Annotated in this window: 19 protein-coding genes; 16 read left to right on the forward strand and 3 right to left on the reverse strand. The window is 40.0% G+C overall.

Annotated elements, in window-relative coordinates; translation table 11 throughout:
• The first annotated feature begins 2 nt into the window (after positions 1–2).
• From CRO21_RS17590 to CRO21_RS15750, 5 genes are all read left to right on the forward strand, one after another.
• Complete coding sequence (locus tag CRO21_RS17590) at positions 3–179, forward strand: hypothetical protein (protein WP_171294072.1); 177 nt, start codon at positions 3–5, stop codon at positions 177–179.
• A 9-nt stretch (positions 180–188) separates the two neighbouring features.
• Positions 189–1,448, forward strand: a complete 1,260-nt coding sequence (gene gabT / locus CRO21_RS15735; protein WP_097080266.1) for a 4-aminobutyrate--2-oxoglutarate transaminase — start codon at positions 189–191, stop codon at positions 1,446–1,448.
• Positions 1,449–1,463: 15 nt separating this feature from the next.
• Positions 1,464–2,912 carry an NAD-dependent succinate-semialdehyde dehydrogenase gene (locus CRO21_RS15740; RefSeq protein WP_097080267.1) on the forward strand — a complete coding sequence of 483 codons (1,449 nt, stop codon included), beginning with the start codon at positions 1,464–1,466 and terminating at the stop codon, positions 2,910–2,912.
• 215 nt (positions 2,913–3,127) lie between these two features.
• The gene (locus CRO21_RS15745; protein WP_097080268.1) at positions 3,128–3,442 is read left to right on the forward strand and encodes a putative quinol monooxygenase; all 315 of its coding nucleotides are present in this window, start codon (positions 3,128–3,130) and stop codon (positions 3,440–3,442) included.
• Between the two features lie 35 nt (positions 3,443–3,477).
• Positions 3,478–3,924, forward strand: coding sequence for an acetyltransferase (locus tag CRO21_RS15750; protein ID WP_097080269.1), 447 nt, complete (start codon positions 3,478–3,480; stop codon positions 3,922–3,924).
• A gap of 3 nt (positions 3,925–3,927) precedes the next feature.
• On the opposite strand, the gene CRO21_RS15755 is transcribed toward CRO21_RS15750, so the two are convergent.
• Together CRO21_RS15755 and tsx are read right to left on the reverse strand one after the other, a co-directional pair.
• Positions 3,928–5,388, reverse strand: a complete 1,461-nt coding sequence (locus CRO21_RS15755; protein ID WP_097080270.1) for an aminoacyl-histidine dipeptidase — start codon at positions 5,386–5,388, stop codon at positions 3,928–3,930.
• A 199-nt stretch (positions 5,389–5,587) separates the two neighbouring features.
• Complete coding sequence (tsx, locus tag CRO21_RS15760) at positions 5,588–6,451, reverse strand: nucleoside-specific channel-forming protein Tsx (RefSeq protein ID WP_228150470.1); 864 nt, start codon at positions 6,449–6,451, stop codon at positions 5,588–5,590.
• A 257-nt stretch (positions 6,452–6,708) separates the two neighbouring features.
• Between tsx and CRO21_RS15765 the strand changes: the two genes are divergently transcribed.
• Both CRO21_RS15765 and CRO21_RS15770 read left to right on the forward strand, forming a co-directional pair.
• The gene (locus CRO21_RS15765) at positions 6,709–7,614 is read left to right on the forward strand and encodes a 5'-methylthioadenosine/S-adenosylhomocysteine nucleosidase (protein ID WP_097080271.1); all 906 of its coding nucleotides are present in this window, start codon (positions 6,709–6,711) and stop codon (positions 7,612–7,614) included.
• 397 nt (positions 7,615–8,011) lie between these two features.
• Entirely contained in the window at positions 8,012–8,896 is an 885-nt protein-coding gene (locus CRO21_RS15770; protein WP_097080272.1) for a 5'-methylthioadenosine/S-adenosylhomocysteine nucleosidase, read from the forward strand.
• Positions 8,897–9,365: 469 nt separating this feature from the next.
• Here CRO21_RS15770 and CRO21_RS15775 read toward each other — a convergent pair whose 3' ends face one another.
• Positions 9,366–10,163 (reverse strand): NAD-dependent epimerase/dehydratase family protein, encoded by a 798-nt coding sequence (locus CRO21_RS15775; protein ID WP_097080273.1) that lies wholly within the window; start codon positions 10,161–10,163, stop codon positions 9,366–9,368.
• 85 nt (positions 10,164–10,248) lie between these two features.
• Between CRO21_RS15775 and argA the strand changes: the two genes are divergently transcribed.
• From argA to msuE, 9 genes are all read left to right on the forward strand, one after another.
• Positions 10,249–11,613 (forward strand): amino-acid N-acetyltransferase, encoded by a 1,365-nt coding sequence (argA, locus tag CRO21_RS15780; protein ID WP_228150471.1) that lies wholly within the window; start codon positions 10,249–10,251, stop codon positions 11,611–11,613.
• Positions 11,614–11,966: 353 nt separating this feature from the next.
• Positions 11,967–12,971 (forward strand): sulfonate ABC transporter substrate-binding protein, encoded by a 1,005-nt coding sequence (locus CRO21_RS15785; protein WP_097080274.1) that lies wholly within the window; start codon positions 11,967–11,969, stop codon positions 12,969–12,971.
• Positions 12,972–13,112: 141 nt separating this feature from the next.
• Positions 13,113–14,039, forward strand: a complete 927-nt coding sequence (locus CRO21_RS15790) for a sulfonate ABC transporter substrate-binding protein (RefSeq protein ID WP_097080275.1) — start codon at positions 13,113–13,115, stop codon at positions 14,037–14,039.
• Between the two features lie 21 nt (positions 14,040–14,060).
• Positions 14,061–15,272: an FMNH2-dependent alkanesulfonate monooxygenase gene (gene ssuD / locus CRO21_RS15795; protein ID WP_097080276.1), complete on the forward strand. Its 1,212-nt coding sequence runs from the start codon at positions 14,061–14,063 to the stop codon at positions 15,270–15,272.
• Complete coding sequence (ssuC, locus tag CRO21_RS15800; RefSeq protein WP_097080277.1) at positions 15,272–16,063, forward strand: aliphatic sulfonate ABC transporter permease SsuC; 792 nt, start codon at positions 15,272–15,274, stop codon at positions 16,061–16,063. The genes ssuD and ssuC overlap by 1 nt, the downstream gene beginning before the upstream one ends.
• Before the next feature lie 11 nt (positions 16,064–16,074).
• Complete coding sequence (locus CRO21_RS15805) at positions 16,075–16,878, forward strand: ATP-binding cassette domain-containing protein (RefSeq protein WP_097080278.1); 804 nt, start codon at positions 16,075–16,077, stop codon at positions 16,876–16,878.
• Positions 16,879–17,002: 124 nt separating this feature from the next.
• Positions 17,003–17,932: a GGDEF domain-containing protein gene (locus CRO21_RS15810; protein ID WP_097080279.1), complete on the forward strand. Its 930-nt coding sequence runs from the start codon at positions 17,003–17,005 to the stop codon at positions 17,930–17,932.
• A 20-nt stretch (positions 17,933–17,952) separates the two neighbouring features.
• On the forward strand, positions 17,953–18,903 hold the full coding sequence (locus tag CRO21_RS15815) for a sensor domain-containing diguanylate cyclase (RefSeq protein ID WP_097080280.1): 951 nt from the start codon (positions 17,953–17,955) through the stop codon (positions 18,901–18,903).
• Between the two features lie 136 nt (positions 18,904–19,039).
• Positions 19,040–19,768 (forward strand): FMN reductase, encoded by a 729-nt coding sequence (gene msuE, locus CRO21_RS15820; protein WP_097080281.1) that lies wholly within the window; start codon positions 19,040–19,042, stop codon positions 19,766–19,768.
• Positions 19,769–20,228 lie beyond the last annotated feature (460 nt).

Raw genomic sequence — 20,228 nt, forward strand, 5'->3', positions numbered from 1 at the left:
TTATGACAATTAAATTTCAGCTTGGTATTTGCCATGAATTGGCCCTCTCCTTCTATCTCAAAGTGGCTCTCGTTACAAATGGCAAAAAGCGCAAAATAAAAAACATAAACAGCCCTGTAAGCAGTCAAAAAACCATGCTGATTACACCCATCAAAGCTGTAGGCTTTAATCAAGAATGAGGACATAAAATGGACAGTAAACACTCTGCGCTTAATGCACGTAAACAACAAGCAACTCCAAAAGGCGTTGGCGTGATGTGCCAATGGTATGCAGAGAAAGCTGAAAATGCGACAATCTGGGATGCTGAAGGCAATAAGTTTATCGATTTTACAGGGGGAATTGCCGTATTAAATACAGGGCATCGCCACCCGAAAATCATTGCTGCGGTGACTGAGCAATTAAGCAAATTTACTCACACTGCCTATCAGGTTGTACCGTATGAAAGCTATGTTGCATTGGCAGAACGTATTAATGAACGTGCGCCGATTGCAGGTCCAGCCAAAACCACATTCTTCTCTACCGGTGCAGAAGCTGTCGAAAATGCAGTAAAAATTGCCCGTTCTTATACAGGTCGTCACGGTATTATTACCTTTGGTAATGGGTTCCACGGTCGTTCATTTATGACCATGGCAATGACAGGTAAAACAGCACCTTACAAACGTGATTTTGGTGTGATGCCGGCAGGCGTGTTCCATGCCCGTTATCCAGTCCCATCAAAAGGCATCAGTGTTGATGATGCAATTGAAAGTATTGAAAATATTTTTGCAGAAGATGTGGCGGCACATGATGTAGCAGCGATTGTACTGGAACCTGTTCAGGGTGAAGGCGGTTTTAATGTGGTGCCAGCAGAATTTTTAAAACGTCTACGTGAACTATGTGATCAACACGGTATTTTAATCGTTGCCGATGAAGTTCAGTCCGGTTTTGCCCGTACGGGTCAATTATTTGCCATGAATTATTATGAAACAAAAGCCGATCTGATTACCATGGCAAAAAGCTTGGGTGGCGGCTTCCCGATCTCTGGCGTGGTTGGTCGTGCCGAAGTGATGGATGCGCCAAATCCAGGTGGTTTGGGCGGGACTTATGCAGGTAATCCGGTTGCAGTCGCTGCTGCACATGCAGTGATTGATGTGATCGAAGGTGAAAAACTGTGTGATCGTGCCAATACACTTGGTGCCGAACTGGTTGCGGTTTTAGAGCATATTCAACAAAAAACAGTGAATGTAGTTGCAGATATTCGTGCGCTGGGTTCAATGGTTGCAATTGAGCTTGAAACTGCTGAACAAGCCAAAGCAGTACAAAACTATGCCATGCAAAATGGTTTATTGATTCTCACCTGTGGCAAATATGGCAATGTGATCCGTTTCTTGTATCCATTGACTATTCCGGTAGAACAATTCCGTGAAGGTCTGGACATCTTAAAACAGGGTTTTGCCAAACTACCTTAATTTTGGAGCATCAGCATGATTCAGGATCATTTGAAATATTTATTACAGCATGCTGATATTGCACTTGAAGCGCCTGCTTCAGGTGACTATATTCAGGTCAATGATGCGGCAACTGGTGAAGTACTGGCATGGGTGAAAAGTCATGACCGTGCTGCGGTTGAATCTGCAATTGCACGTTCTGCGATTGCACAGGCAGCATGGAAAAAACAAACTGCTTTGACACGTGCCGATGTATTATGGGCATGGTTCAATTTAATAATTGAGCACAAGGAAAATCTGGCTCAGATTTTAACTGCGGAACAAGGCAAGCCACTTGCCGAAGCACGTGGAGAAATTGGTTATGCTGCTTCTTTTGTACGCTGGTTTGCCGAACAAGCTCGTCGTGTTGATGGTGAAGTGCTCAGTCCAACACTTGCCAATCAACGCTTGCTGGTGATTAAGCAAGCGATTGGTGTCACCGCAGCCATTACCCCATGGAACTTCCCAGCGGCCATGATTACTCGTAAAGCTGCACCTGCACTTGCTGCGGGCTGTTCGATGCTGGTTAAACCTGCCGAACAAACCCCGTTAACGGCCTATGCACTTGAAGTACTGGCATTACAGGCAGGATTACCAGTTGATCTTTACCTGAATATCAGTGGTGATGCCATTGAAGTCGGTAAAACCCTGTGCGAAAGCGATACTGTACGTAAACTCAGCTTTACTGGTTCAACGCAGGTGGGTCGTATCTTAATGCAGCAATGTGCGCCAAGCATCAAGAAATTATCACTGGAACTGGGTGGTAATGCGCCTGTCATCGTGTTTGATGATGCCAACCTTGATCAAGCGGTACAAGGCATCATGGCCAGTAAATTCCGCAACAGTGGACAAACCTGTGTCTGTGCCAACCGTATTTATGTACAAAACGGGATCTATGACGCGCTGGTTGAAAAACTGGTTGAGGCTGTGGCGAAATTACAGGTTGGTGATGGTCGTGATGCAGCATCAACGCAAGGACCTCTAATTGATGAAGATGCAGTTGCCAAAGTGCAATCGCATATTGCAGATGCCATCAGCAAAGGTGCCACAGTCAAAATTGGTGGTAAGCGAGCAGATATTGGCGCAACATTCTTCGAGCCAACAATATTAACTGACGTCACTCAAGAGATGAAAGTCTCCAAAGAAGAAACCTTTGGTCCACTGGCGCCATTATTCCGTTTTGAAGATGAAGATCAGGTGGTGGCCATGGCAAATGATACCGAATTTGGTTTGGCTGCTTATCTGTTTACCCAGAATACAGCACGGCAATGGCGTGTCGGTGAAGCACTGGAATACGGTATGGTCGGCATTAACACCGGTGCCATTTCCAATGAAGTTGCGCCATTCGGTGGTGTCAAACAATCTGGTTTAGGACGTGAAGGTTCTAAATTCGGCATTGATGAATATCTGGAAATGAAATATCTCTGCGTTGATTTATCGGTCTAAATTTATTTACTATAGATTTATTGCGATACCTTACCAGATCAGTTTAAACAGCCTGCTTTGCCCATTCAAAGCAGGCTGTTTTTTATTTTGGGTATTTTTATCCCTATAAAAATAAATGTCATCATAGAGTGGATATGTATTTACTTGAAAATAATCGTGATATCTTTCTATTTTTGATATGATTTAATCACTTACATGATTTAATAGAACTTAAAATGATCTTAAAACTCATCGCTGAAGACTTTATTCAGGTTGACCAAATTGCACAGGTGTTACCTTTGTATCAGGAATTGATCGACAAAACCCGATTGGAAACGGGATGTCTTGCTTACGATCTTTATCATGATGTGCGTGATCCAGGTCATTTTATTTTTGTAGAAGAATGGATTGATCGTGCTGCCTTAGATGCACATGTTCAATCGGAACATTTTCAGCGACTGGTGCCTCAAATAGCGCCATACCAAAGACAAGCGGGTCAATTTACTCATATGCAAACATTTGAAAGCTTGCGTAAAACATTTGATGTCTAATTTTTATCAATCAAAGAATTTAAGGTTTTTTAATTATGCAAGAAATTGGCGAAATACACATTGCTCAAGCAGCAGATTTTTCTCGTCTTATTGAAATTTGGGAACGTTCGGTTCGCGCAACCCATCATTTTTTGCAAGAACAGGATATTGATCAGTTAAGACCTTTGATTCTGCAACAGTATCTGCCTCATTTACAGGTTTATAGCATTATATTACATGACAAAATCTGTGGTTTTATCGGTGTGGATCAGCAGAAACTGGAAATGTTATTTATTGATGCCGATGCACGAGGACAAGGATTTGGTACACAATTGCTGGACTATGCCATACAACAATTGGCCATCACGGCCGTTGATGTTAATGAACAGAATCCGCAAGCCGTTGGATTTTATCTGGCACATGGTTTCCAGATTGCCGGACGTTCGGAACAGGATGGGCAAGGCAGACCTTACCCATTATTACATCTTGAATTTGTCGGATAAGGTTTATTTCACCAAAGCCAGTGCTGCGGTTAATAATGTCCAGCAATTTTCAACACTCTTGATATTCACCCGTTCACCCGGGGCATGTGCGCCCTGAATATCCGGTCCAAAAGACACCATTTGTAAATGTGGATAATGTTGGGCAATGATGCCGCATTCCAGACCGGCATGAATCACTTTCAATTGTGGTTCAATCTGAAATGCCTGTTGATACGCTTGTTGCAGACATTTTAGGGCTGCCGATTCCGGATCAGGTGTCCAGCCCGATACCAGATGGGCAAGTTTTGCCTGTAACCCGTATTGGGCAAAATGTTGTTGAATCTTTTGGGAAAAATCCTGAACTTCATGATTATCCATGGCACGAACCATGATCAGGATCTGACCACCTTCAGGACCTATACGTACCACCCCGATATTGTTGGAAATTTCCACCACATTGTCCAATACCTGACTTATACTGGCCACCCCATATGGACAACTGGCCAGTGCATCAAGCCAGAGCTGTTGCTGGCGACGCTCCATCACCTGTTCGATCGATGTAGTAGACGCTTTAATATTGATATTTAAACCGTCATCAATGCCTTTAAGCTGGTTTTGACAGTGCTGTAAATATAGATTCAGGCGTTGCTGTAACGCCTCAATTTGATCCGCTGCAATGGCAATCGTCGCAAAGGCTTCACGCGGGATGGCATTACGTGCGGTACCGCCATGAAACTCCACTAAATATCCATCAAGTTCCGATAAATGTTGTTGCAGGAATTGCGCGAGAATGACATTGGCATTACCCCGACCGAGATGGATTTGCACACCGGAGTGCCCACCTTTTAAGCCTGACAAGTTAATTTCAAATGCAGATAAATTTTCTGGTGCAGCAATATAATCAATGGACTCTGAAACCTCGACGTCCAGACTGCCTGCACAGCCCAGATACAGTTCACCCCATTCTTCGGTATCAATATTAAATAACCATTGTCCTTGTAAAATACCTGCCTCTAAGTGACGTGCGCCACTCATGCCTGCTTCTTCATCAATGGTGAATAACGCTTCAATCGGACCATGGGCCAGATCTTTAGATTCAAGTACAGCCAAGGCTAATGCTACCCCAATACCGTTATCGGCACCTAAGGTCGTATCCTTGGCAATCAGCCAGCCTTCTTCAATCACTGGCTGAATTGGATCTTTGCTAAAATCATGCACCGTACCACTATTGGCTTGTGTCACCATATCCAGATGACCCTGCAAAATCACGCCGGTCGTATGTTCCATGCCTCTACTGGCTGGTTTACGGATAATCAGATTACCAATCTCATCAACATCAGTGTCCAGACCACGTTGTTCTGCCCAATGTTTTAGATGTTCGCGCAGTTGTTGTTCATGCTTTGATGGGCGGGGAATATTGCATAAAGTATGAAAATGTTGCCAGACCGGTTGTGGTGAAAGGGTAGAAAAGTCAACGAGGTTCATTGTGAGAATCCAAAATGAATGAGCTATAGTGATAATAAAACGTTACGTCATGGAATGTGGAATTAATTTGGATAAAATTCAAAATGGTTTTTGAACCTGGAACAGGGTTGTGATCATTATTGGTTTTGTGGTTTTAACAACCCTGTTATTTGGTGGGATTTAGCGCTTGATTTACGCTAAGTTAGCGTCGGATTTACAATTAAAAACCATAACCTAAAGCAACATAGTAGCCCCAGCCTTTACTGTCTTGTGCGAAGTCACCCTCGCCCCAGTTTGTGATTGCGCCATCACGGAATTGTCCACCATTATGGAAATAACGTGCAGCTGTAAAAAGTTTTAAATGTTGTTTGGTATAAGTGAATACATGTGTTGAAACAAATGCTTCATTGGTACGCGTATCTCCACCCGTTTTATCTTGTAACTCGGAACCAAAGTCATAGTTACTAAAGGTAAAATAAGTAAGCGTTGCACCATCTTTGAAGGTATGTAAGGGATAAAATGCCTGAAATTGTAGCCGGCCACCATCATTTGCAGTATATTCATTTGCCGCATTATAATTTTCCCATTGCTGCTTTTTATATAGATTTAAATTAACACCCAACTTGGTCCCAGTATCAATGGAGGTCCCTACCCCATAATATAGTGTGTTTTGACGGGACCCAGAACTTGAACTTAGATCGACAATCCAGTCTGCCGCAAGAAACCAGTCTTTAAATGGGCCAACGGATAAATCTTTACCGGTTAATCGGTTAAATGATAATTTCGGTTCATGCTCCATAAATAATTTGGAACCATCTTTATCCCAAAAACCTAAAACATTTGCGCTGCCACCAAAATATTTTGGTGCATCAAAATAACCATATAAATCGACAGGGCCAATATCACCCATATATTCAAATTCAAGATAGCCATTTGCTGATTTTTTGGGACTAAATCGAGTATTATCACTATAAATAGCCCATAAGTTGGTATTTATCGCAGCATTTGCTTGTGAAATACTTGTAAAGCTTAATGCTGCCACGATGCTATAACAGAAAGTTTTAAGGGAGATATTGTTCAACATAATCTAATCGACTCCAGTATTTTGTCTCAAAGTTGTGCAATCCACACAATTACATCTTTTTACAAAAGATTAAAAATACTAGAGCAACAAATATGCCATTTTTCTTTTTATATATGGATGAAAGTATTTTTTATTTACACGAATTTATTTTTATTAAATACCATGCTGAAATAATAAGCAGTAAATAGCGGTTTTAAATTTCTGGTATAGTATTTGCTTGTGAGTATATGATTATATATGTACAGAGCTTATATTTTATGCAAAAAATTTTAGTTGTTTTATTCTCCTTGTGGTTTAGCTGTTCTATTTTTGCTCAAGAAAAAATAGATAAGATTTCACGAATTGCGATTATCTGTGCATTTCAGCCAGAGATTCCAGAATTGAAAGCGGCATTAAAAAATGCCAAAACACATACCATTCACCGTACACAATTTATTACTGGAAAAATTGGCAATAAAGATGTGGTGCTATTTTTATCCGGCATGTCGATGGTGAATGCTGCCATGACCACCCAAATGGCATTAGACCATTTTAATGTAGAGAAAATTGTATTCTCAGGCGTCGCAGGTGGAATTAACCCCAATCTAAGCATTGGTGATGTATCCATTCCAGAGCAATGGAGCCAATATCAGGAAACGGTGATGGCGCGTGAGGTGAGCAAAGATCATTTTGAAATTCCACCCTTTTTGAATAAAACACCATATGCCAATTTCGGTATGGTTTTTCCACAGAATGTACAGATTGCCAATGGTGATAAAGCGCCTGAAGAAAAATTCTGGTTTAAAGTTGATGAGAATTTAATGGCGCAAGCAAAAACAATTTTGGCAAAACCCAATCTTAATCGCTGTACTGCGGAAGAACATTGTTTATCCCATCCGCCTAAAGTTGTTTTTGGCGGTAATGGCGTATCGGGCCAGTCTTTTATGGATAATGCCGCATACCGTGAATATGTTTACAGCACATTTCAGGCAAATGTTGTAGATATGGAGTCTGCATCTGTTGGTCATGTGGCATATAGCAATAATGTACCGTTTATTGTATTCCGTTCTTTATCAGATCTTGCTGGAGGAGGCGAAGGTGCAAATGAAGAAACAATCTTTATGGAACTTGCTGCAAAAAACTCTTCACAACTTGTGACTCAGTTTGTAAAAGCTTTAAAGTAATTTTTAATAAGATTTAGAGCTATAAATGCGCTGTATTATTTTAAATCAAGATGTGCAATGATATATTATTGCACATCTGATCATTTATCTACTTTCGTTCAAAAAATTATTTTTAGTTTAAAGTGATTCATTGCCAACAGGCAGTGAAACAATCAACATCAAAATGAAGAAAAATCTGTTGCCGCATATATTCAGACTATGCAGAATTTTAAAAAAATGGCAAAAATTGAGTATTGAATATAGTCTATATAATGATCACATAAAATTTAATCCATAATATTATAAAGGTTAAAATTCAAATACTTTTAATAACGAATTTTTAATAAATTTTCTGATATTTAAATCATTGGTATATTATTTGCTTTATCTATTTTTTCATGAAATTATCGGGTGAATAATGTTATTTAAAAACTTTTTTTGTGTTCTTGGTATTTGTAGTGTGGCATTTTTCACTGCATCTTGTAGTCAGAAAAGCATCGTTACCACTGCGCAACCTGTTGCTTTAACACAAGCACAGCTACAACCCATTGTGATTCAAGGTGCACTACCGGTTGAATCTGAAAAAATGGCTTCATACCTGAGCAATGTTGAAATTGAAACTGTAGGGGGATGGAAATTCTGGAAAGGAACATATAAAGGTTATCCTGTCATTATTTCCAAAACACGTATGGGGATGAGCAATTCAGCAGCTGCAACTGCAATTGCAATCGAAAAATACCAACCGATTGCCATTATTAATCAGGGAACATCAGGGGGTCATGATCCCAAACTTCAAGTTTTTGATATTGTTTTAGGTAAGGAATCGACCAATATTGGCGCATTTCGTACGCCGAAAAAACCATTAGGCGGCGGCTCAAATGCCTTAACATGGACAGAAGCATTTGATGTTCTTCCTGATGATGAGCAGGATCCGGAACCTATTGCGATTCGTAAATTTACAGCCGATCAGACGTTGCTGAAAGCTGCACAGGAAATCAGTTCAAAATATACAAAAGGTAAAGTTGTTGAGGGAACCATTGGTTCGGCGGATGTATGGAACAATGAACTGGACCGGATCAAATTTTTCCATCAAACCTATGGGACATCTGTTGAAGAAATGGAAGCGGCTTCTGTTGCACAAATTGCTGCACAATATAAAGTGCCATTTTTAGGCATTCGCATTGTGTCAAACAATATCACCAATAATGGCGCATATAATCCGGCAACAGGCGAAGCCTGTCAGGAGTATGTACTGGATGTTGTCGAGCACTATATGAAAGCACAACAAGCGAGCTTAAAATAAATCTGATCACTGCATGATGAAACATCATCATGTGGTATTTAACATTTGCAAGCAGAAATACACAAGTCTGACCTGTTGACAGATGGACTGAATGAATACAGGATCTTCATTTAAAGCAAAGTCTTAGTCTTAACAGAGAATGATTTTAAAGGATTGGTATATTGGATTGAGTGGTTTGCTGTAAGAAATAGCTTACAACCATTGTTGTAGATTGCCTATTTTGTGAATTTGGAAATTTACATATGATGGCTACATCAGGAGATAGGAAGTCTCTGATGAAAAAAGCTTGTTGATAAGCTTTATTGATAATAAAGTTTGCTGAGAAGCATGAGAGTGAAAGGATTTCACACCAACATAAAGCTTGATCGGAAACAGGATGTTTCTACTAAATGGATTGCTGAGAAGCACAAAGCGAAAGGAAGTTCGCACCAATCACAAAGCCTTTACAAAAAAGCCTAGAGTCCCCCCTCTAGGCTTTTTTATATGTATCCATAAAACAGGGATATTTTAGGCTGTAGCCTGACTGCGAAAAACGTACGGCATTGATGCGCTTTCCAGTTTCCGGCAAATCTGCTGCAATGACGAGTGGAGTCAGATTGTCCTGTTCGCGCAGCATATTAATGACTTGAGATTGCAGCATGGGCTGTTGATCGGATAGTAAATAGCTGCTTTCAAGTCGTTTTATCGTGCTTAAAAAGGTTAAAAAGCCAATCAGATCCTGACGATGAATACGATTTGTCCAGTGCCGTACTGTGATTTGTTGGCTGTCATGGGCAAGACGACGTAGATAAGCACTATTGGCTTGGTATAAACCACTGGGTCGAATAATAGTCAATTTGTCTTGCCAATAGGCTGACCACAATTGTTCTGTGGCAATTAAGCATTGTCCAATCGGATCATTGGTATAGGGCATAGTGGCATCATCAATCCATCGCCCGGAATTTTCCCCATAGACGCGGGTCGAAGAAATAAAAATCACCCGTTGTATAGGATGCGATTGCAATGCCGAAAAAACAGGTCGTGCAGTATCGATAAATGTCTGTTGATAATGTTCAACATTCCGTTGACTGGGCGATAAAATTACATACACCCAGTCAAATAATGGCGTTGAATCAAGTGTTAAATAATGGATATCCTGTGTCATATGTTGGATCGGGACAAGCTGTTTATCATGTCGACTAACACAAGTTACCGCATGTCCTTGCTGGTATAATTGTTGTGCCAATGCTTGTCCGGTTTGCCCACAGCCCAAAATTAAAACATTCATGTGCAAATTATCTATAACGAAGTGATTTCATTCTAAACAGTTTTTGTTATGCTTGAACAAATCTACCAATCTTTTCAGGTGTTTTGTGACACAGCAGCCTTTTGATGCCCCGATCTCTTCCCAATCACAGACTACACCGGATTATGTGCGTTGGTTTCGACAAGCTGCGCCCTATATTAATCTGCATCGTGGTAAGACCTTTGTGTTGATGTTTGGCGGTGAAGCCTTATTAACAGAAAATTTTCAACATATTATCCATGATATTGCCTTGCTGCATGCGCTCGGGATTCGACTGGTACTGGTACATGGCGCTCGTCCACAAATTAATGAAAATCTGCAACAACTCCAGATTGAAACGCCTTTTTTACAGCATCGTCGCATTACCACACGGCAGGCCTTACCAGCGGTACTGAATGCCGTAGGTTCAATTCGCTTACAGATTGAAGCATTGTTGTCTATGGGGGTTGCCAATTCACCGATGTTCGGTGCGCGTATTGATGTGGTGTCAGGGAATTTTGTCACAGCCAAACCGTATGGTATTCGGGATGGTGTGGATTTCCAGTTAACTGGTGAAGTGCGTTCGATTGATGTGGAAGCAATGCAGCGCAATTTGGCCAATGAAAATATTATCGTACTAGGCCCAACCGGATATTCCACCACCGGTGAAGTCTTTAATTTACGTGCCGAAGAAGTTGCAACCCGAGTTGCCAGTGATTTGCATGCAGACAAACTGATTTTTCTGGGTGAACAAAAAGGTATTATTGATCATCAAGGGCATTTTATTCGCGAATTGATGGTAAAAGATGCACAGCAATATTTACAGCATATGGCTGATCAAAGCAGTGAAAATTATTTACATCTGTCAGGTGCAGTTCAGGCGTGTCAAAACGGCGTTAGTCGTTGCCATTTAATTTCTTATCATCTTGATGGTGCCTTACTTGGCGAGTTATTTACCCGCGATGGGACGGGCACACTGGTCAGTGATTTGCGATTTGAAGATGTCCGTCAGGCCAATATTCATGATGTTGGCGGTTTGCTGCGTTTACTGCGGCCTTTAGAAGAACAAGGCATTTTGGTATATCGTTCCCGTGAACGTTTGGAAAATGAAATTGAACATTTTGCTGTGATTGAACGTGATGGCATGATTCTGGCTTGTGCAGCACTCTATCCGATCCCGACTTCTGATAATGAATTAAAATCTGCCGAAATTGCCTGTGTTGCTGTTCACCCTGACTATCGCAAATCTAATCGGGGTGCACAAGTATTGGCTTTTTTACAGCAACGTGCCCAGCGACAAAATATCAAGGTCTTGTATCTATTAACTACACATACAGGGCATTGGTTTATGGAGCAGGGTTTTGTTAAAGTCGATATTGAAAAACTTCCTGCGGCACGTCAGGCTTTTTATAATTTCCAACGTAATTCGCATGTTTATCAAAAAATGATTTAAGGTATTAAAGTAAATCACTTTTCTATCTTGCTGATAACTTAATGAAAAGCATTTTCTCATCTGCAATATATATCAGGTCATTTTAGCTAAATTTCTGCTAAAGATTTTACAAATACTGCTATTAAAGTGGTACAGTAATTTTTACACAAAATATAATTAAAATTAATTTATCAAAAACAATAATATAAAAACTTTTGATCTTAATTCCTTTACATCAAAAAAGAATTACTTATCATTTTTTAATTTAAGCATTTTTTTTCAAATTGATGTGCATATTTGTTATTTTTTTTCATAAAAAAAATTGCCTAGGCTATGACCTTTAGATTAAACCGCTTATCAAAGGAAAAACAAACATGCGTAGCCTGAGCACTTTCTCATCCAAAAAAATCACTTTAACGGCCAGTTTATTGAGTGTTGTGATGGCAATGAGCGCATGTTCAAAATCCGAACAAGCCACAACAGCACAGCAGGATCAAAGCACAACAAAAACGGCAACCACGTTAAATATTGGTTTTCAGAAATATGGCACGCTACCTGTGCTTAAAGCACGTGGCACGCTGGAACAGGCGTTAAAAAGTGAAGGGGTTAACGTGCGTTGGGTCGAGTTTCCGGCAGGCCCACAATTGCTGGAAGGCTTAAATGTTGGCAGTGTGGTGTTTGGTGAAACCGGTGAAGCTCCACCAATTTTTGCACAGGCAGCCGATGCCAAACTGGTCTACGTAGCGAATCAACCGGCAGCACCCAAGGCAGAAGCGATTATTGTGCCTAAAGATTCCACCATTAAAACCGTAGCCGAATTAAAAGGTAAACGTGTGGCCTTAAATAAAGGTTCAAATGTGCATTATCTATTATTAAAAGCGCTGGAAAAAAATGATTTAAAACTCAGTGATATTCAGCCTATTTATTTGCCACCTGCCGATGCCCGCGCTGCGTTTGAAAAAGGTTCGGTGGATGCGTGGGTAATTTGGGATCCGTTCTTTGCTGCGGCAGAACAGCAAATTGGTGCCAAAGTGCTTGCTGATGGCGAAGATACCGTCAATAACTATCAGTTCTATCTGGCAGATCGTGAATTTGCTCAAACCCAGCCTAAAGTTTTGCAAACCATTATTAATGAATTGGATAAATCAACACAATGGGCCACTCAACATCCTACCGAAGCAGCTAAATTACTGGAAAAACCTACAGGCTTGAGTATTCCGATTCTGGAAATATCCATTAAACGTATGGGCTTGGGTGTGACGCCAATTAGTCAAAAAGTGATTACTGAACAGCAACAGGTTGCAGATGCATTTTATCAGCAAAAACTTATTCCTCATCCGATTAAGGTTCAAGATGCGATTTTAGACAATACACATTAAATATCTTCAGGCATGACTTTTTTGAAGTCTTTTGCCTGATACATATGTGTTGATAGGTATAAGGAAAACATGATGCACGATACGATTATAGAGATAGACAAGAAAAATTCACAGTCGTGGTTAAAAACGACTTTAGGGTCAATGTTGGCAATTTCTGCTGGTTGTGCACTGTCATTTTCGGTCTGGGCGGTAGATACAAGTGTGAAGGAGTTACGCATTGGCTACCAAAAAAGTTCAATTAACTTTGCTGTCGCCAAACAAAATAAATATCTGGAACAAGAATTTCCGAATGCCAAAATTTCCTGGAATGAATTTCCGGCAGGTCCTCAAATTCTGGAAGCATTGGCAGTAGGATCAATTGATGTGGGGGTGACTGGTGATACGCCGCCTGTATATGCGCAGGCCGCAGGCAAGCCTTTATATTATGTGGCTTATGAAGCTGCAAAACCATTGGCTTCGGCAATTTTGATACCGAAAAACTCTGCTATAAAGCAATTGAAAGACCTAAAAGGTAAACGGATCGCATTACAGAAAGGTTCAAGTTCACATTTTTTATTGGTGCAAGCAGTACAAAAAGCGGGTCTGAAATGGTCTGATATTCAACCAATTTGGTTAACGCCTGCCGATGCACGGGCAGCCTTTCAAAAAGGTGCTGTTGATGCATGGGCAATCTGGGATCCTTATTATGCTTCAGCACAACTGAAAGATCAGGCCAAAGTATTAACATCGGGTAAGGGTCTAAGTCCTAATTATACTTTTTATCTGGCCGCACCAAAATTTGTTCAGCACCATCCCAAGGCAGTGACAGGCTTAATTGGACAGATTAATCAGGCTGATAAATGGGTGCAGAAGAATCCACAACAAACAGCAGCTTTAATTGCCAAAAATACCGGTTTAAAACCTGAGGTGAGCCAAGTTTTTGTTGACCGTCGTCCAAAGCCTTCCGGTGCTTCACCACTGAATACAAAAGTGATTCAAGAACAGCAATTGCTCGCAGATCGCTTCTCCCAACTGAATATTATTCCAAAACGCATCAGCATTGCTGAGGCAGTTTGGAATAAAAAGTAATATTTTATATAGGTTATTGAGATGAAAATTTTCTGGTTTATTCCTACACATGGTGACAGTCGTTATTTAGGCACAAGCAAAGGCGCCCGCCAAGTTGATCATGCCTATATGAAGCAAATTGCAGTGGCAGTAGATAATCTGGGGTATGAAGGTGTATTGATTCCGACAGGTCGTTCTTGTGAAGATCCGTGGATTACAGCAGCAAGTTTGATTGATGCGACTCGTAACTTGAAGTTTCTAGTGGCATTACGCCCTGGCGTAACCTCACCTTCGCTTGCAGCACGTATGGCTGCTACGTTTGACCGTTTATCCAACGGACGGGTGCTTTTAAATCTGGTAACAGGTGGTGATGAAGAAGAATTAAGAGGTGATGGCTTATATGAAGATCATGCAACTCGTTATCAGACTGCGACTGAATATACCACCATCTGGCGTGAAATTTTAAGTCGTTCTCATAACGGTGAGGCCTTCACTTTTCATGGTCAACATTTAAGTGTTGATGATGCAAAATTACTCTATCCACCAATTCAACAGCCTTATCCACCGTTATGGTTTGGTGGATCTTCGGATGCAGCACAAGAACTTGCCGCAGCACAAGTGGATACTTACCTGACTTGGGGTGAACCACCAGCAGCAGTAAAAGAAAAAATTGACAATATGAAAGCCAAGGCAGCGGCAAAAGGTAGAACATTAAATTATGGTATTCGCCTGCATGTCATCGTGCGTGAAACCAATGAAGAAGCATGGGCAGCGGCCAATGACCTAATTCAATATCTTGATGAAGCAACCATTGCAGCAGCACAGAAAAAGTTTGCACAAATGGATTCTATTGGTCAAAAACGTATGGCAGCGCTGCATGGTGGCAATCGTGACAAGCTGGAAGTTTCGCCTAACTTATGGGCTGGGATTGGTTTGGTTCGTGGTGGTGCGGGTACAGCACTGGTGGGTGATGCAGAAACTGTTGCTGCGCGGATTCAGGAATATGCTGATCTTGGTATCGATACCTTTATTTTTTCGGGTTACCCACATCTGGAAGAATCCATTCGTTTTGCAGAGCTGGTTTTTCCACTATTACCGTTGGAAACACGCAGTAAATTGGTACAACCAAATTTAACAGGTCCATTTGGTGAAATCATTGCCAATAACTATGTGCCAGAACAAAGCAAGATATCAGAACAAAGCAAAGTGCCGGAACAAGACAATCACAAAACAAAAACGTTGGAGAATAGCTAATGGCGAATAGTTATGTTTCACGTGGAACACGGCAAGTGGGTAAAAGTCTATTGCCGTGGTTGGTGCCAATTGCACTGATTGCGTTTTGGCAAATTGCTTCACAAACCGGTTGGTTAGAAAGCAGAATTTTACCTGCACCCTCTGCTGTAGTGGTGGCATTCTGGCATTTGTTGATCAGTGGCGAACTTTGGCAGCATGTTAAAGTCAGTGCAGGTCGTGCGCTATCAGGATTATTGATTGGTGGCGGTTTAGGACTGGTTCTGGGTTTATTGAATGGTTCTTCCAGAACAGCATCGACATTGCTGGATACCACCTTGCAGATGATTCGTAACATCCCTGCCCTCGCTCTGATTCCATTGGTGATTTTATGGTTCGGTATTGATGAGTCGGCAAAATTGTTTTTGGTGGCAATTGGTGTGTTTTTCCCGATTTATATCAATACCTATCATGGTATTCGTTCGGTTGATCCCCAATTGATTGAAATGGGTAAAAGTTATGGTTTAACCCGTTGGCAACTATACAAGGAAATCATTTTGCCGGGTGCTATGCCCTCTATTCTGGTCGGGTTGCGTTTTGCGCTGGGTCTGGTTTGGGTATTATTGATCGTTGCAGAAACTATATCCGCACAGTCTGGTATCGGTTATATGACCATGAATGCCCGTGAGTTTCTACAAACTGACATTGTACTGGTCGGGATCTTGCTTTATGCCCTGTTAGGTAAACTGGCAGATGTACTGGCACAGGCACTGGAACGCTATTTATTACGTTGGCACGCTGGTTATCAGGCATAAGGAGACATTAAATGAGTAACTTAAATGCAAATGTTTATGCCGAAAATACTTTTAAGGAAAATCTTGATAGTTTGCAGGAAACAGAGCGTAAACAACAGGGTGCAGAAATCCTGATTGAGGAACTATCCAAATTATATGGTGATGTCACGGTACTAGACCATCTTAATTTGCATATTCGTTCCGGTGAATTTCTGGCGATTGTCGGACGCAGTGGTTGTGGTAAATCGACATTACTGCGTTTGATTGCCGGGCTTGAGCAAGCCAGTCAGGGCGTAATCCAGTTTCAGTCCAAACGTGGTGTACGTGAAGGTGTTACCACCGATGATGTCCGGGTGATGTTTCAGGACCCTCGCCTTCTACCGTGGCGTAGTGTATTGCAAAATGCACAACTAGGTTTGCCGGATGTTCAAAAATCAAAAGCGACAGAATTGCTTGAAAAAGTCGGTTTATCGGAAAAATCCAAGCAATGGCCGACCCAACTTTCCGGTGGTCAACGGCAACGGGTGGCACTGGCACGCGCCTTGTCCCATCAGCCTAGAATTTTATTGCTGGATGAACCGCTTGGTGCACTGGATGCGCTTACCCGTCTGGATATGCAAAGTCTGATTGAAAAACTATGGCTAGAGCATGGTTTTACTACAATTTTGGTAACCCATGATGTGTCAGAAGCGGTACAACTGGCAGATCGGATTATTTTGCTGGATCGTGGCCATATTGCACAAAGTTTTAATGTGGATTTACCCCGACCACGACAAAAAGGCGTGCAATTTGCCGAGCTGGAACAGAAAGTACTTAATGCAGTTTTAGCAACTTGAGTTTTAATATATTGTGATATAAAGAAAATTTAAAAAAACATTTCAAGTATATAGGAATTAGGCTAAACTTTTCTCAAATAAAAATAAAAACAGCGACATACATGCTGCCAACAGGGGAAAAGTTATGCCGAAAAAGCTTATAGATACGTTCTATCAAAGCCCACAAGATATGATAGATTTGTTGCCGATTCCTGCTGTAATGATTCATCATCGTTATCTTATTTTATATGTAAATAAACGCTTTGCCGATCTACATGGCAGTACCATTGAACAAATGCAGGGACGACATTTATCAAGTTTTTCTGAAAGTGCGGGACAAGTAGTAAAGGAATACTTTGCTGCATACAATAATGGTGAACAACTCTCCTCTCAGGAGATTTATGTTTATGGTATTTATTTTCAAATTTTAATATTTCCAATTTATAATAAGAATAATCAGCTGGAAGCATTATTTTTCTTACAGTGGAATATCTCTAAAAGCAAACGATTACAGCAAATGTTTAATCAAAATAATAAACGCTATAAAGCGCAATTACAATTTGACCAATTGACAGGAATTGCTAATGATTATGCTTTGGAAGAATATTTTTCAATTCTTAAAAAACAAGTGATTTATCCAGAAGTTTCAATATTACTGATTGATATTGATCACTTTTCTGAATTTAATAAAGAACATGGATTTATTAAATCTAATGTAGCACTGCATAATATTGCACAAACCTTAAAACAGGAATTAAGAGCAGAAAAAGATTTTCTGGCAAAATTAAATAGTGATCGATTTATTGCATTATTTCCTGCCGTAAGTCATTTTACCGCTTTAACCATTGCAGAAAGATTTAGAAATAGTGTTTACCAGCTAGATTTAAGACATGAGGCCGGTATTCATCACCATTTAACTGTTTCTATTATTTTACATAGTTTACCGATTTCACAATTACCATGCATTAATCACTTGATCCATAAATTAAGCGATCAGTTAAGGCGAAATAAAAAAAATGGTCGTAATCATAGTACCTTATATTTTGAAGAGGTAGTGGAAACTTTAAGTGATTGAAAAATATAAAGAGGACCGAGGTGGAAAATACAGATATTGACAAAAATATAGTGGCATTAAAATCATATTATGATGAGAATCCATCAGCGATACTGGAAAATCCTCATATCGGGGTTTGTCTGTTTTTTCCAAATGGTAGAATTATCTATGCTAATGAAAAGATTGCATCGATTTATCAAATAACTCTACAGCGCATGTATGAAAAAAGAATCCATGATTTTTGCCATTATACCGCACATCATTATACCGAATTTTTAACCCAACTTGAGCTTGAGCAGCATGTCAAGACACAGGAAATGTATGCGAATGGTGCATATTATCTATATAAAATTCAAGGGAAATATAAAAATCAGCAGTTGATTCTCATTGTTACATTGGTGGATATAACTCCTTACAAACGGATTGAACTGGTACTTGAAAAAAATAACAGACAATTGCAACAGATTCGTTTATTGGATCGTATGACTGGATTGAATAATTACACAGCATTTGAACGTAAAATCCAGGACATCTATCAGGATAAAAGTCAAGAAAGTATAAGCATGATTTTATTAAATATTGATAATTTTAAAAGATTTAATCTGGAAAATGGTTTTGAATCCGGAGATGCCGCCATAAAAAAAATGAGCGCATGTTTGGATCGATTTAGTGATTCGGTTGAACAGCTACTTTTTCATTTAGGCCGTGATGAATTTATTTTTATTTTGCTTAATATGCAAGACTGGAATTTATACACCTTTGTAGAACGGTTAAAAGTTGAAATTCATAATATAAATATCTATTTTAGTTCAGGAATAGATAATCGCTTAACAGTATCACTAGCCATTGAAAAATATCAATCAGGAGCACATTTTGATATTGATTTTTTTCTGGTGAGATTACAGAATTTAATGCAGCAGGCAAAGCAACAGGGCGGTAATTGCTGGATAGATCGTTATATTGATCTTCAGTATAAAAAAACTGATGATTAATCTGTCAGTTTAAGCATGCAATATTAGCGGTAATTGATTATATTCAAAATGTATAAGTAATCTTTAATTTATGATTTTACATTTTTTTTGTATAAACTAGTATGTTGAGTATTGTTGATATTTTTAGGCTTATACAATGTCTCATACACAAACTCATCCACTGAATATTGTTGCAGTTTCAGGCGGATTAAATACCCCATCAAAAACAGAAAGTCTGGTACAAAATATTTTAGATGAATTAGCGGCGGCTACGGCAATCAATGTGCACTTTATTAAACTTAGTGAAATAGGGCCATTACTAGGTGGCGCAATTTATCGCAATCAGTTACCACAACGAGTGCAGGATGATCTGGCTGCCATTGAAGCTGCGGATGCGCTAATTGTTGGCACACCTGTTTATCGCGCATCATTTACTGGTTTGTTTAAGCATTTATTTGATTTTGTAGAACAAACGGCATTGGTTGACGTACCAGTGTTATTGGCTGCTTCTGGTGGTAGTGATCGTCATGCTTTAGTGCTGGAGCATCAATTACGTCCATTATTTAGCTTTTTTCAGGCGCAAACTTTGCCGATTGGCGTGTATGCCACAGACAAAGACTTTACGCCGGAATATACCATCAAGAGTGAACAATTAAAAGATCGCATTACACTGGCAGTTGCACGTGCACTACCGATTCTGGAATGGGCGCCAGCCAAAGGTCGTCGGGCACAATTGGTGAAGGAAAAAACCCAGCAAGCCAATCAGCAACTGGGGATTAATAAACAGATTGAGCAGGATGATGTGTTACCTTCTGCTGCTGTTCCAAGTTTGAATGCCGCAGAATCCCGTTTGCATAGTAAAACAGTAAAATCTTCAGTCGCTTAAATTCACTGTTAAACATATAAAGCTGATCGCTGTTTATTAGGGAAAACTGGGCATTATTGTTATATTGCAGTGTTGAAATTATAGCGTGGTTAATTTTACGGCATTTTTGAGTGTTGTTTATAGGTGTTTGCAACCAGATAATCAGGACATGGCTGTAAGTGTGTCAATTGGCAAGCTAGAGGCAAAAATAGTGTATGCCAGACGACAGGGTATTTTAAAATGTCGTGAAATTTTTAATCATTATCATGAGAGAATCGTGCTGAAAATCAGGAATTGTAGTCAAATGTATCCAAAATTAGGTTTTTGTAATCAAAACTTCATTTTCAGCAAATAAATTAAGCAAATTAATAGCAATTTTTTGATGACGAATCGGTTAATATTCACAAAATTTCTGCGATTAGTGATGCGGCAGATATTTTAAACACATTACCTATTCACAATATTGATTTATTGTTGTTAT

It is taken from the genome of Acinetobacter puyangensis, from assembly GCF_900096995.1.
In the GTDB taxonomy this organism is placed as follows: domain Bacteria; phylum Pseudomonadota; class Gammaproteobacteria; order Pseudomonadales; family Moraxellaceae; genus Acinetobacter; species Acinetobacter puyangensis.

Excerpts from the sequence above, each read along its gene's own strand:
- ssuC (WP_097080277.1), top strand. The coding sequence starts at position 15,272 with ATGGCGAATAGTTATGTTTCACGTGGAACACGGCAAGTGGGTAAAAGT.
- msuE (WP_097080281.1), top strand. The coding sequence starts at position 19,040 with ATGTCTCATACACAAACTCATCCACTGAATATTGTTGCAGTTTCAGGC.
- CRO21_RS15785 (WP_097080274.1), top strand. The coding sequence starts at position 11,967 with ATGCGTAGCCTGAGCACTTTCTCATCCAAAAAAATCACTTTAACGGCC.
- CRO21_RS15790 (WP_097080275.1), top strand. The coding sequence starts at position 13,113 with ATGTTGGCAATTTCTGCTGGTTGTGCACTGTCATTTTCGGTCTGGGCG.
- CRO21_RS15805 (WP_097080278.1), top strand. The coding sequence starts at position 16,075 with ATGAGTAACTTAAATGCAAATGTTTATGCCGAAAATACTTTTAAGGAA.
- tsx (WP_228150470.1), bottom strand. The coding sequence starts at position 6,451 with ATGTTGAACAATATCTCCCTTAAAACTTTCTGTTATAGCATCGTGGCA.
- CRO21_RS15770 (WP_097080272.1), top strand. The coding sequence starts at position 8,012 with ATGTTATTTAAAAACTTTTTTTGTGTTCTTGGTATTTGTAGTGTGGCA.
- CRO21_RS15740 (WP_097080267.1), top strand. The coding sequence starts at position 1,464 with ATGATTCAGGATCATTTGAAATATTTATTACAGCATGCTGATATTGCA.
- CRO21_RS15745 (WP_097080268.1), top strand. The coding sequence starts at position 3,128 with ATGATCTTAAAACTCATCGCTGAAGACTTTATTCAGGTTGACCAAATT.
- CRO21_RS15810 (WP_097080279.1), top strand. The coding sequence starts at position 17,003 with ATGCCGAAAAAGCTTATAGATACGTTCTATCAAAGCCCACAAGATATG.
- CRO21_RS15755 (WP_097080270.1), bottom strand. The coding sequence starts at position 5,388 with ATGAACCTCGTTGACTTTTCTACCCTTTCACCACAACCGGTCTGGCAA.
- CRO21_RS17590 (WP_171294072.1), top strand. The coding sequence starts at position 3 with ATGACAATTAAATTTCAGCTTGGTATTTGCCATGAATTGGCCCTCTCC.
- CRO21_RS15750 (WP_097080269.1), top strand. The coding sequence starts at position 3,478 with ATGCAAGAAATTGGCGAAATACACATTGCTCAAGCAGCAGATTTTTCT.
- CRO21_RS15775 (WP_097080273.1), bottom strand. The coding sequence starts at position 10,163 with ATGAATGTTTTAATTTTGGGCTGTGGGCAAACCGGACAAGCATTGGCA.
- ssuD (WP_097080276.1), top strand. The coding sequence starts at position 14,061 with ATGAAAATTTTCTGGTTTATTCCTACACATGGTGACAGTCGTTATTTA.
- CRO21_RS15765 (WP_097080271.1), top strand. The coding sequence starts at position 6,709 with ATGCAAAAAATTTTAGTTGTTTTATTCTCCTTGTGGTTTAGCTGTTCT.
- gabT (WP_097080266.1), top strand. The coding sequence starts at position 189 with ATGGACAGTAAACACTCTGCGCTTAATGCACGTAAACAACAAGCAACT.